At 27.6% G+C, this 16,817-nt stretch carries 14 protein-coding genes and 1 pseudogene; all 15 read right to left on the bottom strand.

Annotated elements, in window-relative coordinates:
- Positions 1–160: 160 nt before the first annotated feature.
- Positions 161–4,663 carry a PDDEXK-like endonuclease domain-containing protein gene (locus tag NG904_RS12935; protein ID WP_252231886.1) on the bottom strand — a complete coding sequence of 1,501 codons (4,503 nt, stop codon included), beginning with the start codon at positions 4,661–4,663 and terminating at the stop codon, positions 161–163.
- Positions 4,664–5,093: 430 nt separating this feature from the next.
- Entirely contained in the window at positions 5,094–5,666 is a 573-nt protein-coding gene (locus tag NG904_RS12930) for an ATPase (RefSeq protein WP_252231885.1), read from the bottom strand.
- Between the two features lies 1 nt (position 5,667).
- A complete protein-coding gene (locus tag NG904_RS12925) occupies positions 5,668–5,832 on the bottom strand; it encodes a hypothetical protein (protein ID WP_252231884.1) in 165 nt (54 codons plus the stop codon).
- A gap of 179 nt (positions 5,833–6,011) precedes the next feature.
- Positions 6,012–7,145, bottom strand: coding sequence for an RNA-guided endonuclease InsQ/TnpB family protein (locus tag NG904_RS12920; RefSeq protein ID WP_252231883.1), 1,134 nt, complete (start codon positions 7,143–7,145; stop codon positions 6,012–6,014).
- Positions 7,146–7,178: 33 nt separating this feature from the next.
- A pseudogene (locus NG904_RS12915) lies at positions 7,179–7,424 on the bottom strand (MerR family transcriptional regulator); the annotation flags it as partial.
- 186 nt (positions 7,425–7,610) lie between these two features.
- Positions 7,611–7,784: a hypothetical protein gene (locus NG904_RS12910; protein ID WP_252231882.1), complete on the bottom strand. Its 174-nt coding sequence runs from the start codon at positions 7,782–7,784 to the stop codon at positions 7,611–7,613.
- A gap of 56 nt (positions 7,785–7,840) precedes the next feature.
- Positions 7,841–8,521, bottom strand: coding sequence for a metallophosphoesterase family protein (locus NG904_RS12905; RefSeq protein WP_252231881.1), 681 nt, complete (start codon positions 8,519–8,521; stop codon positions 7,841–7,843).
- A gap of 635 nt (positions 8,522–9,156) precedes the next feature.
- A complete protein-coding gene (locus tag NG904_RS12900; RefSeq protein WP_252231880.1) occupies positions 9,157–9,555 on the bottom strand; it encodes a retropepsin-like aspartic protease in 399 nt (132 codons plus the stop codon).
- Positions 9,548–9,808, bottom strand: coding sequence for a hypothetical protein (locus NG904_RS12895; protein WP_252231879.1), 261 nt, complete (start codon positions 9,806–9,808; stop codon positions 9,548–9,550). Before NG904_RS12895 ends, NG904_RS12900 begins: the two co-directional genes overlap by 8 nt.
- Positions 9,809–10,141: 333 nt before the next feature.
- On the bottom strand, positions 10,142–11,251 hold the full coding sequence (locus NG904_RS12890) for a DGQHR domain-containing protein (RefSeq protein WP_252231878.1): 1,110 nt from the start codon (positions 11,249–11,251) through the stop codon (positions 10,142–10,144).
- On the bottom strand, positions 11,252–12,745 hold the full coding sequence (locus NG904_RS12885) for a RelA/SpoT-related domain-containing protein (protein WP_252231877.1): 1,494 nt from the start codon (positions 12,743–12,745) through the stop codon (positions 11,252–11,254).
- An 82-nt stretch (positions 12,746–12,827) separates the two neighbouring features.
- A complete protein-coding gene (locus NG904_RS12880; RefSeq protein ID WP_252231876.1) occupies positions 12,828–14,384 on the bottom strand; it encodes a recombinase family protein in 1,557 nt (518 codons plus the stop codon).
- Between the two features lie 18 nt (positions 14,385–14,402).
- Positions 14,403–14,579 (bottom strand): hypothetical protein, encoded by a 177-nt coding sequence (locus tag NG904_RS12875; RefSeq protein ID WP_252231875.1) that lies wholly within the window; start codon positions 14,577–14,579, stop codon positions 14,403–14,405.
- A gap of 180 nt (positions 14,580–14,759) precedes the next feature.
- Positions 14,760–16,418, bottom strand: a complete 1,659-nt coding sequence (locus NG904_RS12870) for a DNA primase family protein (protein WP_252231874.1) — start codon at positions 16,416–16,418, stop codon at positions 14,760–14,762.
- 17 nt (positions 16,419–16,435) lie between these two features.
- Positions 16,436–16,816, bottom strand: a complete 381-nt coding sequence (locus NG904_RS12865; RefSeq protein WP_252231873.1) for a hypothetical protein — start codon at positions 16,814–16,816, stop codon at positions 16,436–16,438.
- Position 16,817 lies beyond the last annotated feature (1 nt).

Here is a 16,817-nt window from a genome sequence, read left to right as displayed (position 1 = left end):
TTTCTAGTTCTTATTTGGTGGAGGCGAAACACAACCTTTGAAATCCACCAAATAGTTTTTTGTAGTGAATTATTTTATCGTCTATTTTACTCAAACATCTAAGTAAAATATAACTTCATCATAAAAAGAAACCACAAAATTAATTGTGATTTCTTTAAAATTAGACCACAGTTTCTTCGTCATCTTCTGCTTGCCAGCTTGCTCTAATTTCTTGTGATCTTGATATAATAGTATTTTTTAAAGTATTATGGTCATTCGAATCATCATTACTTTCTTCTGGATATATTTCAAGTTCATTTAATTTTTGAATAATTCTTTCCATACAACCAGATTCATCGCTAAAGAATTCGCTTCCTCTAATTCTTATAAATCTCCAACCTAAACGCTCTAAGATAGATTGTCTATTCATATCCTCTTCCAGTTTATCTTCCCCATGCCATTTTTCTCCATCACACTCAAGAGCTACTCTGTTATCTTTATAACTTACTACCATATCTATTCTAAATGCACCTACTTCCCATTGTGGTGTTATATGGTATCCTCTATCTATTAAATATTTAATTACTCTCTTTTCAAATTCTGATTCAGCTTTAACTACATTCTTTTCAAATTCTACTTGTCTTGATTTATAATTATTGCAATACTCTAACAAATTCTTTCTTATATCACCTTTCTTTAAGTCATTTTCAGAATCTAATGAATGAACAAGCCATAACTGATCTTTTGCACGGCTTACTGCAACATTATATCTCTTCTTAAATAAATCATCATTTCCAAATGATTGTAATCTAAGTGGGCCTTCACTATCATTAGCATCTACCATAGTTAAGAATATAATATCTCTTTCATCACCTTGGAAATTAGCAGAATTACCACATAATATATTTCTCTTATTATATTCTTTAGCATCCATTTTACTTTGTAATTTTCTATCTATTAATGTAGCTTGCTTATCTCCTTTTAATGTTATTACACCAAAATTCTTACCATTATATTCTTTTTGTTCACAGCATGCTAATATTAAAGATACTACTGCATCTATTTCCTTTTCATTTGTTTTACTTACAGTTACTGCATCCTGAACCCTATAAGTTACTATAGGTGGTTTTGTTCTAATTTGACTAGTTTCACGTAATGCTTTAATCTGTCCATTATATGAAAGCATATTTGAATACTGAATTATTTCAGGAACACATCTAAAATGTTCTTTAAGTCTTACTGGCTGATAACCTGCTGCTTGTGCTAAATCATATATTGAAAATTTACCACTATATAAAGATGGATGTGGTATATTGATTAAATACTCTTTAGCTAAATTTTCAACATCATCAGATTTTTCGCCTATAGCTAATGGACTAACCTGCTCATTATCGCCAACAATTATTACTTGTTTTCCTAAATATAATGCGACTATTGCCATAACATCTGCCTGACTTGCTTCATCAATAATTACTACATCAAATTTATTTTCTTTAGGATTAAAATTCTCTACTACTTTATTTAGAGGCATTATCCAAACAGGAACTGCACCTTGACATTCTGGCATTAATTTACGAGCCTCAGATTTTAACTTTTCTGCTTTTTTTCCTTTTCCCTGCCCTATCTTTCTGATAAGCTGTCTCCAGCCTTCTATGGCTCTAACCTGAGATTTATTATTTTCAAAAGCTTTTAATTTATATGACCATGCTTTATTAAATGCAAGTTCTGCTGTATTTTCCCTTAAGGCTTTCTCCATATCTAATATATCATTTTGAATTTCTTCAATATTAACAGAATTTCTATCATCTATTTCCTGTTTAAATTGAGTATATTTCCAAGCATCATTTATATTTAATGGAACATTTCCTTTTCCAAATTTATTATTTCTTAATCTTATTTCATTAGCCCATGTTGGTGCTGTTTTTTCTAATATGCTTATTAGTTGTCTTCTTCTAATAATATTCTTGCCCATATCCCTTATGACTATTATAGATTCATAGCATTCCTTATATAAATTTGCATCTTCACTCATCACTGCATTTTGAAGGTGACTTATGATTTTACTATTTTTATTAGATGAATACTTGTTAATTATACTTTCAATTTTTTCTTTATTTTGTTTTATCTCTTCATACTGAATTCTACTTATCTGTGATTGCACTGCTTTTATAATTTTCTTACTTAAATCTGTCTTAATATATTTTAAATTGCTATATTTATCGCTAGATAAATCAACTCTAGTATTAATTTTATCTAAATCTAATCCAGCTTTTTTTATATCCTTTTCTATTTGATTCCAAATATCATTATGCCAATTAATATTCTCTTTAATTATAGGTATATACTTAACACATGTAGCTTCAAAATTATCTCCCATGGCTTCAGTATTATCAGCCCCTAATGGAACCATTTGTCTATTCCATCTGTCCTTTAATTTTTCTCTTTCCAATTTTAAATTATAAAATTTATCTAAAGCTTTATATTCATTAGACTTTACAGGAACATGACCATTTACTCTGCATGAATTTATAAATGATTTCATTTGTTTATTTAAAAGAAGATTTAATTTAGTTATTTTTCCACCACTTTCAAGCTTTCTAATTATTACATCCATCTGCGCTTTAACATCTATGTTATCATCTAAATCTTGAAATTCAGGATTATAATTTAAAATATCTTCAGAAAAATCTAATGAAAGATTATATACTCTCCCAATTTCATTTGTTAAATTAATCCAATTTTTCTTTAGTATCTCTTCTTTTGAATTTTCTATTACTTCTAAAGTCCATGATCTATTTAAATCAATATTTTTAACAGCATTTTCAACTTTATCAATTATTAATCTTAGTGTTTGTTTACTTATTTCATGATTATCTTCCCAAAATTCAACTCCATAATCTAATACTTCTTCTTCGAAAGAATTCTTTTTATTAATTAAATTATTAAACTCTATAGGCGTTATCAACTCAGAAATATCTGGCAGATTGCTATCAAATTCATTTTCCTCATCCTTAGAAATTGCTTCGTTGCTTAAATATAATTCTTCTAATTCTTGCTGAGTTAAGGATAAGCTCATACCTTTTTCAACAGGTAATGGAATCCAGCTTGCATTTTCTTTATGTGCATTAATAAATTTTCCACATTCTTTAGGTTTAAACTCTTCTCCACCTATTACTATAGCCCTGTATTCATTTAATCTTGCATTTTTCAATTCAAGTTTCAATTCGCCTAATTTTTTAATTTTATCTTTTCTATCTCTTTCTAATGAAATTATCTTTTGATTTAGACTATCTGGTTCTAACCTAGATCTATTTTCATTAATAACATCTAAAGTCTTCTCCATTTCAATTCTACTTTCAGTTGTAGAAAGTAAGCTCAAGCATAATGCCTGTAAATTATCAGTAACCTTTTCTTTTAAAACAGATAACGCCTTTTCACTATAACTTGTAACTAATATACTTTTTCCTTGAGACAATAAATGTCCTACCATATTGGCAATTGTATGAGTCTTTCCTGTTCCTGGAGGCCCCTGAACCAAAACAGCTCCATGCGTTTCTAAATATTTTGCTACTGCTAATTGTTCAGTATTTGCAGGCTTTGTAAGAATAATATTTTCATCTAAACCATTTGAAGCTAATAATGTACTATTATTTTCAGTAATTGTACTATTATTTAACTGCATGCTGTCATCTTCGTCTACACCAATTATATCTTTCAAAAATTCTGGGATAGAATCTACTTTCTCTAAATCTTCTAAAATAGCATCAATAGCTGATTCAAAACCCATATTTAATTTTCTAATAAATAAAACTGGTTTTCTAAATATCTGAGGATATTCTTGAAATTTAAATTCTTCATCATTATCTAAAAATTCACCCTTAGGAGATAACGCATGGGTAACTCTATTAAAAAATGAATTACTTCTATCGATATCAAAAGGTGAAAATTCCTCTACCTCAAATTCTTTATAAATTTCTAGTAATAATTCTGTATTAAAATCAGGTACTAATGTAAATATACTTTTATATAATTCAGGATTTTTGTCAGATACTTCAATCCTAAACTCTGGAATGTTAGCATCAAATATTAAATTAACTTTTTGTAAAAGAATAGGATGATATATTTTCTTTTCATCCCTACACCCTAAAATTCCATCACCAAAAATTAATTCCATAGCTTCAGATTCTTTTTTCAATGTTGAATACACTGTATATAACATATTAAATATATCATCAACATCATGTGCAGTTATTTCTTTTTCTGACCAAATATTTCTTTTGGCTTTCCAGTTTTCTAATGCTGATCTTCTTTTATTATCATCATCAAAATTAATTTCGACTAAATTTTCTTCTCCTGTTTCTGAGTCTTTTTCCATTTTATTTATTGACTCTTTTACTTTTACCTCTTCATCAAATTTGCTCCATCCCTTTTCAAGCCACTCTTTTAATTCTACAGGTATCTCAGGACATTCAGTAAATTCAGGTTTGCCTACAGTTAATACTGTATCAGAATCATCTTCTTTATGTATATTATTTTTTATTTTTTCATGTATAGGAATATCATCAAGCCATCTATGCCAATGATGTGAAACAATATCTGTTATAGTAGGATTTTTTATATTATTATATTGCTTTAAAAATTGAAATAGATTGTTAACCTTATTCTTTTTTTCCTCATTCAGCATTAAGTAACCTCCAAAAGTATTTTTATAAAATCTTATTTTTCCCTACATAATTATACTATATATTTCAATAAACACCATATATTAAACTTTACTTATATTATATGATACTACGATTTTTTTATAATATTCACTCAATATAATTTTATACAAGCTTTAATATAGCTTTCTATATTATTTAAATATTTCACAACCAAACATCTAGCCTCTTTCTCTTTTCTCAACATTATATTTCCAATTACTCTATTTGCCAAATATAATCTTTAACTGTTATCCTACATACATTTCTAAAAAGAAAATAACTCACGAAAATGAACTGCCCCCTGTCAAATAGACAGGGGGCAGTTCAAAATCATATATTTTGATTTTCGTGGATTTCATGGTGGCGGCGAAGCGTAACCTTCAAAATCCACCAATATTTCAATTGGAATACTTATATTATGTTTTTAACTATTGCCTTTATCCAATCTGGTAATTTTTCTTCATTCCAAATTATACTGCCATCTCTTATACATACTATTAGCTTAAATATATCAGTATTATCATAAATATTAATTTCATCACATATTGGTATAACCTTAGATAGATTTTCTAATGATTCAAAATATCTTCTTTCAATATCTTTATGAGGAATTCCATGTCCACCTTTACTGACTCTGAAATCTACCCTTTCTTTAGCAATTTGAGAATTTTCAACACCAATATAATTTACAATAATTTGAAATCCATTTTGTTTTGCTTTTTTTATATTATTCAAAATGCTTCTTCCACTTAATGTAGTTTCCTGATTAAATGATGTCTCTTCAAAAATATATTTTCTAATAAGTTTAACTGCTTCTCTCGCACACTTCAACTGCAAATTACTATCTTTCCATGAACCTATTCTTGCTACCATTTCATCTGTATTTATTCTCTTTTCATCCTTATTGTGTTCATAATAAGTTGTTTTATAAATTGAAGTCTTACCTGCTCCATTTACACCTGCAAATATTGTATATGTTGCCACTCTACTTACCTATAACCTTTTTAGCTTCTCTTTTAAGTACTAAATTTGAAAGCATAACATAAAAGTCCTGTTCTTCCTTAGTTTTTGCCCTTTTAAATAAGTCCATCAAATCACTATAAGAATAATTTAAAAAAGCATCATATAATTTTTTATTATCTTGAACCATAATCAATATCCCGTTGCCAAAAATCTATAAATATCTATAAATCTTGTTTAATTACCTATTCTACCTGTCTGATTTTGCAATGAATAAATTCATATGCTACTTTCATTTGATATGACAGTCCAAGGTCTTAAATTCCGATACAACAAATCGTACATATTAGCATTATCTTTTCGGTGATATTATGCTAATTCATATCTTGAAAGATTTATTGAAGCGTTAAAATCTCTATCTATCTTTAGTCCACAAGAACATTGATAAATTCTATCTTTAAGCTTTAAATCTTTCTTGATAGCTCCACAACTACTACAAGTTTTACTTGATGGATACCACTTATCAGCTTCAACAAATTCTATTCCATAAAACTCACATTTGTATTTCATTTTTACTTTAAAATCATACAAACATTGTTCTGCAATAGCTTTTGATAAATAACGATTCTTCATCATATTTTTGATATTAAGAGTTTCCATCACAACTTTAGAAGGTTTGGTTTTCACTATCTTATTCGTTGCTTGGTGAACATGATTACTTCTGATATTGGTTAATCTTCTATGAAGTAATCTAATCTGCTTTTCAAGTTTTATAATATTGTTAGTCTTTTTGAATTGGCAACGGTTTTCACCACCTTTCTCTATTTTATTCATTTCATATTTTCGACTAACTTTTCTTTGCTTTCTTTTTAAAACTTTTTTAAGTCTTTTAACTTCTTTTGTTTTATTGATATTTTTGAAAGTCATACCATTGCTACAGATAGCTAAATCCTTGACTCCAACATCAATCCCTATGCTTTCTTTTGTAAGTTCTACTTTAGGTATTTCTCTTTCAATCCCTACTGATATATACCAATACTTTCCATCAAAACTTATTCTTGGATTTGAGTATTTTGTATCTAAAGGAATTGAATAAGGTTTAATATTTATCCAACCTACTTTTTCAATATTTACTGCATTATCTTTAACTTTTAACTTACAATTATCATTATAAAATGATGGTTTAGACTTTCTTCTACTCTTAAATTTCGGCTTATCAGAAAGCCCTTTAAAAAATCTTTTATAACTATCACAAGCATCTTTAACAGCTTGTTTTGCTACATTATTTGAAACTTCTTTAAGCCAAGTTAATTCAGTTTTTTTGAGTTGAGTTATTTCTTTTCTTAAATTATTATCTGAAATAAACTTACCACCATTTTTATAATTTTCTTCTTGTCTTGCAATAGTCCAGTTATAAATGAATCTTGCCGTACCAACAGATTGCCATAGCTTTTGCTCTTGAACTTCTGTTGGATATAATCTAACTTTTTTCGCAAGTATCATCTTCTAACAACTCCTTAATCATTTTCTTAGCCCTATTTGTCTTTCTAAATCATCTTTTTGTTTATGTGAACTAACTCTGCAATAACCAATAGTCTTTTTATTTAATAGTACCTCTGATTTTAAACCTAAGAAATGATTAAGTTGTTCTTGTGAATAATATCTTGTTCCACCATCTGTTATATGTGATGGTTTTAACGTTTCATTTTTATCCCAATTTCTAAGAGTTTGAACAGTTTTTCCTATTTTAGTTGCAAATTCTCCTATTGAGTAATACTTCATACTTATCACCTCAATTAGATTTATTTTAACTGTTCACTACCTCCTTATCAATAGAAGCACTTTTTATATATATTATAGCCTATTTTTATAATGTGTAATATAGTTTATTTTTAAATGTTTGAGTCAAGTAAAAGTTGGCAATAATTCTGTTTATTTTTGTATATATTATTTTACAGTAAGTTTTTATTACTGTCTTTGCCTACTAAAATTATACTCTAACTCATGTATTGCAAACAGTACAGGCATTACTTGCAAAACATTTGTAAGTATTCTTGTTATAGCTGCTGTTAAAATTGGTATTACTAGTACGGCTAAAAATTCTGATCTGAAATTATCTCCACTGCAAGATGTGAAAACCATCTATCTGCACCATTCCAATGTTTAAATCGCTTCTTTAAAAATATTCCACTCTAAACTTAAAAATATATCTCCCTATATTTCATAGTATCTGTATCTATATACCACCCTCTCAAATTTTTATAATCACAAGCACAATTAAGAATAAGAGTATCACCTAACATAGCACTTCCAAAGTCTTCATGTATATGACCACATATATAAAGCTTAGGTTTCTTCTTCAATATTATTTCCCTAATACTTTTACTTCCTGCTCTAGTTCCATCTATACACTTATCTAGTACTTTATATGGAGGTGTATGTGATAATATGATACTTTCATTTTCCTTAATATTTAATTTATTAAATTTATTATATATCACATCTTCTGTTTCCTCTCTATTAGTGCTGAATGGGGTGATATGAATTAACTCAAAACCCAATATATTACTATCATTATCTAAGTGGGTTAATATATATCTATTATCAAGATCCTGTTCTTCAATCCAATCATCATTGCCTAATATATACATCACCTTAATTTTCTTGTTTATTTTACTCAAAACTCTAACTTTAAAAAAGGTGTAATCTTTTTCTTGTAGGCTTATTAATTCTTCTAAATTAGAGGTTAAATGTTTACCTGTAATATCTCCTGCAAACATTATCGTATCTATATCTTCAACTTTATTGTTTACAAAATGAACTATTTCTTTATAAGCATTAAAGTCTCCATGAATATCTGATGTTGCAAATATTTTCATACTACACCTTCTTTCTGTAATTTATGCATTATTAAAAATTATCATGTTAATAGCTTATTGCTGATTTAAATATATCTATTATCATATATTTATATTCTTGATTATATCTTTTTCAACTTTCCATAATGCTTGCATCCTTTTTTGACTAAATATTGTTTTACTTAGTTCGACTTAATGTGTCCACTACTTTATACTAACGCCAATAATTATATCATACTAAATATCAATCATTGTTATAAACTTTCTAACTAAATTAAATCACTCTTAAAGGTTATTCTATAACAAAATCTAGTTCCGCTAAAAAGTGCATACCCCCTAATAAAATTCTACTAAAGGGTGTGCACAAATACTCAAAATACCTAAAAAGTGGCTAAAATACCTATTAAAATCAACTAAAAATTTCTTCATAAAAAGCAAAATACAATGGTTAAGCCTTGATTTTTCAATATTTTTCCATTGTATCCTTACATTAGTTCTTATTTGTCTAATAACTATAATTTTGATACAATATAGAGATTAATTTAAGGTAATTGTTATATTTGATTAACGCTAAATTGTATGTAATATTGCTAAAAAGTGCACACCTATAATTGATATGTTACCTTATACTAGGTGAGGTGTATTGGGGAATATATTTATTTTTCATTGTCACTTCTGCTATACACTTTCATTTTCTCTAAATCAATAATTGCACCAATTTGTCTTAAAAAATCTATTCCAATTATTCCATCAATATCAAACCCATAATCCATAATTCCTATTTCCACTTTAACATCTCTACTATGTAAATCATTAAGCCTAATTTCATCAATAGTTTTCTTATACACAAATTCACTTCCACCTACACCATGTATAGTTTCAATGGAATCATTCATATCTATAGTTATATCAATTTCTTCTACTTTATCCATTTTAAACAAGGTTCCACCCGAACCTGTATCTACAAGTACATTGTCTAAAATAAGTTTTTTATTATTATGAATTATTTCTACCTTACAAAATGGTAATCCGTATCTAAACTTTAAATCAACCATTTATCCTTACTCCTATCCAAGCTCTTTCCTCTATCTCTAAAGTCTCGTGAGTTGTATTATAAACATAGTATTCCTTTTGTTTATCAGCTTTATGATAATTTGCATAATCCTTTAATGCATTATTACCCTTATCATAACTTTTTAGAACCGCTAAATCAGTTACAATTCTTTTTCCACCTTCTGAATAAGCAGAAATAGCTTGAAATAATATCCACTTATTTTTGTATACTTCTCTTGCCTCACTATACTTCATTGTTAATCACTCCTATTCGCAATCTTATCTTAATTATAGCTTATTCATTAAATCTAAACATCATATTACAAATATTTTCTTACAAATTCCTTTCTGCCAAAAAGTGCACACCTACACCTAAAAAATGCACCCACCTTACTAAAATACATAAGATGTGTGCATTTTTTTAATTATATTTCCAAAATTCACGTTTAAAACTTACTTTTCAATCACTTCATTTTCTCGAATAAACACGAAAAGCCCCTGAAATCAAGGGCTTTCTATTGTATCAATATTATAAGTTTATGTATGGTGGAGGCGAGGCGTGACTATTAGTACCCTCGACCTTTATATTTATTGCTCATTCATTATAAATCTCTTAGCCTTTTTAAAACCTGATCCTGAAGTTAATCCACTAAATTTCTTTCCTACTAACCAATCATCTGATTTAATTAAACTCTTCTTTAAGATAGTCTTAAATTCTTCTAATGCTCCTTCAAGTGTTACTGTATCTTGAATTGAATCATTAAATATCATATTTAATGAATTAGCGCCTGTTGTTTTTTGAATATAATATTTTGTATTATAATATGTTTTGACAAATTCATTTTCAAAATCTTTTTCTATTTTTTCTTCAAAACAAGCTTCCCATCTTTCTTTAATTAATTTCCATTGTAAATTAATTATTTTCGCTACTTCCATAGCTATATCATCAATAATATCAATATCATTTACTACTCTTAATTGTTTTTTATCAATTATTGCTTTTACTAGAGGCATTATAGACTGTTTAAATGCATTAACCTCTATTATTCCATAACTTTTAGATGAATTAAATTCAAATTTTATTGCATTTTTCCAAACACTATCTTCAATTTTTTCATGCAATAAGTATGCAACTTTTACGCAAATATGTTCATATACATCATCAATTGGCTTTTCTCCAAGAATTTCATAATTATATTTTGCTAAAAGTGTTAAATCTGTTTTTATCTTTTTTGCCTTTGAATTTATATCTATAAATGTATCTACTTCTATAATTCTATTATTTTTATCAGTAAGTAATATAACTATATTTAACATATAATCATTTATATCACTATTTTCCCTAGCAGCTTCTTCTAATCCCTTTAACCTATGTTGTCCATCTACAACCCTAAATACTCGCCTACCCTCTTCAATTTTCAACCTAATAAAGTTATCATCTATAACTTCTATATTAGATTCAATATCAGATTTGTTTACACTTAATATAATAGATGTTGGTAATATAATATTTTCTTTAAGTATATTTCTTTTAATTTGATTATAATGATTAGATGATAGTTCCCTTTGATATCCGTATTTATCTTTTCCATAGACTAATACTTCTGAAATATTATTTACTATTCTAAAAGGTAACACCAAACTTATATACTCTTGATTATTTTGTTTATAATAAAATGCATTAAACTTATCAACCATTTAATTCCCTCCTATAATTTTAGTTAGAACACTACTTATTTCATCATTACATGTTTCTAGTAATTTAATTTCTATAGAACTTTTATCTTCAATCATATTAATATTATTTTTAACCTCTTCCACTAACTCATAAATTAAATTAATATCTTGATTTTCCAAGTATTTTTGTAGCATCCCTTTATTTAGAGTAATTAACCATAGCTTTATCATAATATTTTTTTGACATTCATCCATCTCATAATCATCTAAAAGTTGCTTTATCCATAGATTCAATACTTCATAATTATATTTCTTAATTATTAAATCTATAGTATTTACATAATTAAATGCATCTTTTAATATGTTTATTAAATCTATTCCTCTCTCATTAAGGCTTGCAACACTCTCATCACCTAATGTCTTGGCTAAATACAACAACATAAATTCTAAATATTCTTTAATCTTAATTTCATATTGATCATTGCTACTATTCTCATTGTTGAATATTATTTTCAAAAATATATTTTCTAATATCATTGCTTCAAAACTATTTTCTCTAAATCTTCTATAGCTAATGCATAAATCATCTTCGAACTCTGCTTGCATTAGATCATAATATTCTGTATCTGCTATTGCTAAATTAGTATTGTCATACTCTGAAACTAAACTTTCATATGCATAAAATAATATATCTGCTAACTTATCTACCCTATAACTGCTATTAAACTTTACTTTAATTTTTTCACTTAAATAGTTATCCAATTGTTCAACAAATCTACTCTTCTTAGCTGTTACCTCATAGTTATTTTCGGCATTCCTTATACTGTACAAAAGCTTTTCAATCTCATCTAACATATTACCTATATGATTCATAGTTAATTGTGCTGTGCTTTTTACTGGATTAAAACTATAATTTTTATAAAAGATGCTATGATCTAAGTCTCCCCATGCTGAATTTATTTTACTTTTAATTTGTAGCTCAAATCCATATTTATTTAAATATAAACCTTTTATATTATATATTTCTAATCCATTTTTCATAGATTTTGGCTGATTTTTTATGTCCCTAAATATTATTTTGTCTGAAACTTCATTACTGTGATCTAGCAATAACTTATACATATTCTTAGCATCTTCTTTTAATTCAGTTACTATTTTTACTCCAACAATGTCTTCATAACTATAAAAATAATTTACTATATCAGTCTTTCTAGAATCTATATCTTCTTCTGATCTTATCTGAAATTTATCAAGTAACATTAAGCCTTCATCTTTTCTTATGAATTTTTCAAATAAACTTTCCGGCTTTTTTACTCTACCATCTAATTTAAATAAATCACTCGTATGAACTGAATTTTTATAGACTAAATCATAGTTTCCTTTGTGCTCTGTTATCAATACTTTGAGTTCAGTACTTATTTCTTCCATAATATCTTCAAGATGGTTTATACAATTATCACTATAAATATCTTTTATACACTTCAAATATGTAATACTTAAATCTATTTTATCCACATATATCCCCCTCTCCCTTACTCCATTATATAATTAAAATTTATACTTTTGAATACTTTTCCATATTAGAAAGTTGCAAATTTTATTTTCTATACATTATAGTTTTAATACTAATTTCTTTATAAACATTAAAACCCACGTTGAACACTACTTCAACGTGGGTCTTATATACTATAACTTCTTTAACAAAGTCCTGTATGAAATTTTTGCACTCTGGGATATTTTTAGTTACTACATATTCCTTGAATCCAGTTAAAAGACTTCTTATATCTTCTTCTGTAACCTTAGTAACTGATTGACTTGCTTCTATATCTACTAACTTACCTTCTAAATAAACTTTTCGTTCCTTTAGCTCCTCCATCTTAACCTTAAACTCTTCTTGGATAAATCCATTTGTTATAGCCATTACTATATTACCTATTTGCTTTTCTATATCTTTAAGCTCTTTTTCAATAACTCCTCTTTTATCTTCATCCCCTTGGCTTTGCTTCTTTAGATTTTCATTAATTCCTTCTACTAACATTGGAATTGCTTTATCATTAAATATTCTTGCTTCAAGCTCCGTTAAAACATATTCTTCAATGTATTCCTTTCTTATTTCCTTATTACTACAAACATTACTGCTTGTACGCTTTCTACCACCACATCTATATGATACATATAATGGCTTATTCTTAGCTTGTCTACGATTACCATACATTGCATAACCACACTCTCCACATCTAATTAAGCCTGATAGTAAGTAGCTTTCTTTAGCCTTATTAACTGCTTTTGATTTCTTCCTACTTCTAAGAATCTCTTGTGCTTTTTCATATAGTTCCTTATCTACTATTTGCGGCATACCATCTTCAATTCTAATTATTTCACTAGGATCTTTTTGAAGATGGCTATTTCTTCTTCCATATGCATCCTTCTTAGCTGATTTGTTAAATATATAAACTCCAGTATATTTTTCATTAGTAAGAACACTATTAATGCTATTACTCTTAAACATTGCTCCTGCTTTTGTTTTAAATCCCCTTGAATTTAATTCATCTACCATTTGGCTTAAAGTATATCTAGCTGTGTACATTTCAAATATTAATCTTACACTTTCAGCTTCTCTTTCATTTATTACATATTTCTTTTCTGCATTAACATCATAGCCTAACGGTGGAAGTCCTCCTGTATGTTTGGCTTGATATGCAGTTTCCTTCATTCCTTTCATTACTTCCCTTGCTAAGTTTTTACTGTAATACTCCGCCATGCCTTCAATAACACTTTCAAGTATAACTGACTCTGGACTATCATCTAGATTTTCAGTAACACTAATTAGCTTTACACCATTTTGCTTTAACTTTCTTTTATATTGAGCACTATCATATTTATCTCTAGAAAATCTATCCAACTTATGGACTATAACTATATCAAAGATATCATTACCACTATCCTTAATCATTTGCTGAAATCCTGGTCTTCTATCAGTTGTTGCTGACTTAGCTTTATCCTGATAAACCTTTACTATTTCATATCCCTTAGCATAACCAAATTCCTTTATAGCTCTTATTTGAGCTTCTAAGCTTTCATCCCTCTGATTATCAGAGCTATACCTTATATATGCACAAGCCCTTTTTATCTCAAGATAATTAGGTTGTTCCATTAAATCAACTCCTTATATTTATACTCCTCCTTTAGGAGAATCTAAATACATAGAGGCTAATATTTTAACTAAAGAATTATATTTTATCCTACTATTAACTTCTTGATTATATTTAATTTTTTCTACACTATCTCTTGTATAATCCCTCTCATATAATTTGTCTCTGCTTATAGTAGTTTTAATACATTCTTTCATTAACCTTTTCCTCCTTAGTATTCATTATTATGATATATACTTATTAATCTTATTTATTACACCTAACCTTGAAGTGGCTAGGTAGTTAAGTGGCTAAGTATTAATAAAAAATATAAATCTAAATTATTATGAACTTGACTGATTCTAATTTCTCTACCACTTAGCCACCTTATCCCCTATCTATACAAATGTATATTTATCTATTTTTGAAGGTAATTTAGAATAATCTATTCTAAAGTTTTTAAGATGTAGTGTACCTTGAACCTTCTTATACTCTAACTCTTCATTTAGAACTATTTTTGATGAATTAGATAAAGACTTCCAAAATCTTTGTGGTGACTCTGTACCTCTAGCTGAAATGTTCTGACCTTCAATCCATAACTTATAGGCATCTAGTACAGCCTTTTTAGTCTCACTACTTTCTTCTTCATATATAAGTGCATCTTTTAAAAAAGCTTCTACTGGATTTTGTTCTTCTTTATAAGCCTTTGTAACCTTATCAATAGCTTCACATTCTGTAAATTTATAATCATTATTCATAAGTCTTATTGCTCCTTCAATTGCCCAGTTAAGAACTCCACTTAGTTCTTCTAAAACCTTCTCTTTTAAATTTTTGTCCATTTCTTCTTGTTTAAAAACCTTGTTAAATGGTACTATAAGTATTTTTCTATAATACCCATGCGTATTATCTAAAGTATCTGGTAACCTATTTAATAAGAAAATCATCTTACATGTTGACTTGTAATTTAAATCTCCTTTATATTTTCTTGCTATACTTGTCCTATCTCCACTAACAAATATTTTTAAATTCTCAGTACTTATAGCATTACCAATTTCATTTTCATTTGCAATATTTACAGACTTATCTATAAGACCTTCTGTTCCAAACTTTTCTGAGAATCTTGAAAGTGGCACATTACTTACATTTGCTGATCCTACCATGGTTGTTAATACTTCTGCTGTAAAACTCTTACCATTTGATCCTACTCCAATGAAATAGAAAGCTCTTTCTCCTTTAGTATTATTTATTAATGTATATCCAAATATTTCTTGGATACACATTAATAAAGCTTCATCATCACATACTATCTCTCTCAAAGCTTTTATAAATTGTGGACATAGTGCTCCTTTTATAAAATTAACTGGTGATTTACTAGTAAATATATGACTCTTATCATATGGTACTAACTCCTTAGTCTTAAGGTTAAAAACTCCATTATTCAATGCAATTAAAGAATCATCCACTACCTCACCATTAACTCTAGGTACTTCTCTAAACAAGCCATCTAAAATATCTCTTTCATATGTTTTTTTCCAACTATCAGTAATTGTACTATTCATTAGATACCTCAAAATAGTTCCTGCTAACTCCTCTGTGAATTCCTCATAAACCCCTTCCTTTTGATTTAGAACTATTAATGAACCATTTTTAACTACACACTCTAGAATTTGTTGTAAATAAGCTATACACCTATTAGTATTTAATCTTAGTTTTTTCTTTTCATCATAAAAGAAACCTAATGCAACTGCTTTATTATGAGTAATTAATGCTTTTAACTCCTCTATTAAAGATTCATCATATCTAATATCCTCAAGCTTATCATCACTATCCCCTTTAATACTTACACCTGGTAATAAACCTCCTAATATAGCTGAAAATAATCCTTCATCTATACTATTACAATGATATTTGATTTCTAAATAAGCACTCTCATCTCCTCTTTCTTTTATAAGTCTAAGTAATGACATTAATTTATAAAGAGTTTCTGGACACTCCTTAATTACAACTCTATCCTTAATAAACTCCATTATTATTTGTTTTACTGTTTTCATTATCATTCTAAATTCCTCCTAAGTTAGTTAAATTTTCTTTCTACTATATTTGCATATACATTACCTTTTCCATCTGGATTATGTTTTATAGTTAAAATACATCTCTTTCCTGCTAACTCATCTATATTTATCTCATTTGGAATATTGCCATTGTATACTTCCATTAAGAAGTTAAAGCACTTGGACTTTTCTGCTTGAGATACCATTATCCTTTCTTTCTTTTCCTGTTCTGTCACTCCAACACTAATGTTATAAATTACTTCAATAAAATCTCTAAATCCCCAATCGGTTTTACAATCTCTTAAGTAAATTATTCTTTTTATTACTGCTTCATAATCACCTTCATTTAGAGTAGCTTTCGCACCTGATGTTCCTAATACTTCTTTGTTGTTTCTAAAAATCATT

Origin of the sequence: Clostridium sp. ZBS15 (genome assembly GCF_023845705.1) — a bacterium.
In the GTDB taxonomy this organism is placed as follows: domain Bacteria; phylum Bacillota; class Clostridia; order Clostridiales; family Clostridiaceae; genus Clostridium; species Clostridium aquiflavi.
This window is presented reverse-complemented; position numbering and strand designations above follow the sequence as displayed.

Excerpts from the sequence above, each read along its gene's own strand:
- NG904_RS12935 (WP_252231886.1), bottom strand. The coding sequence starts at position 4,663 with ATGCTGAATGAGGAAAAAAAGAATAAGGTTAACAATCTATTTCAATTT.
- NG904_RS12925 (WP_252231884.1), bottom strand. The coding sequence starts at position 5,832 with ATGGTTCAAGATAATAAAAAATTATATGATGCTTTTTTAAATTATTCT.
- NG904_RS12920 (WP_252231883.1), bottom strand. The coding sequence starts at position 7,145 with ATGATACTTGCGAAAAAAGTTAGATTATATCCAACAGAAGTTCAAGAG.
- NG904_RS12910 (WP_252231882.1), bottom strand. The coding sequence starts at position 7,784 with ATGGTTTTCACATCTTGCAGTGGAGATAATTTCAGATCAGAATTTTTA.
- NG904_RS12905 (WP_252231881.1), bottom strand. The coding sequence starts at position 8,521 with ATGAAAATATTTGCAACATCAGATATTCATGGAGACTTTAATGCTTAT.
- NG904_RS12900 (WP_252231880.1), bottom strand. The coding sequence starts at position 9,555 with ATGGTTGATTTAAAGTTTAGATACGGATTACCATTTTGTAAGGTAGAA.
- NG904_RS12895 (WP_252231879.1), bottom strand. The coding sequence starts at position 9,808 with ATGAAGTATAGTGAGGCAAGAGAAGTATACAAAAATAAGTGGATATTA.
- NG904_RS12890 (WP_252231878.1), bottom strand. The coding sequence starts at position 11,251 with ATGGTTGATAAGTTTAATGCATTTTATTATAAACAAAATAATCAAGAG.
- NG904_RS12880 (WP_252231876.1), bottom strand. The coding sequence starts at position 14,384 with ATGGAACAACCTAATTATCTTGAGATAAAAAGGGCTTGTGCATATATA.
- NG904_RS12875 (WP_252231875.1), bottom strand. The coding sequence starts at position 14,579 with ATGAAAGAATGTATTAAAACTACTATAAGCAGAGACAAATTATATGAG.
- NG904_RS12870 (WP_252231874.1), bottom strand. The coding sequence starts at position 16,418 with ATGATAATGAAAACAGTAAAACAAATAATAATGGAGTTTATTAAGGAT.
- NG904_RS12865 (WP_252231873.1), bottom strand. The coding sequence starts at position 16,816 with ATGATTTTTAGAAACAACAAAGAAGTATTAGGAACATCAGGTGCGAAA.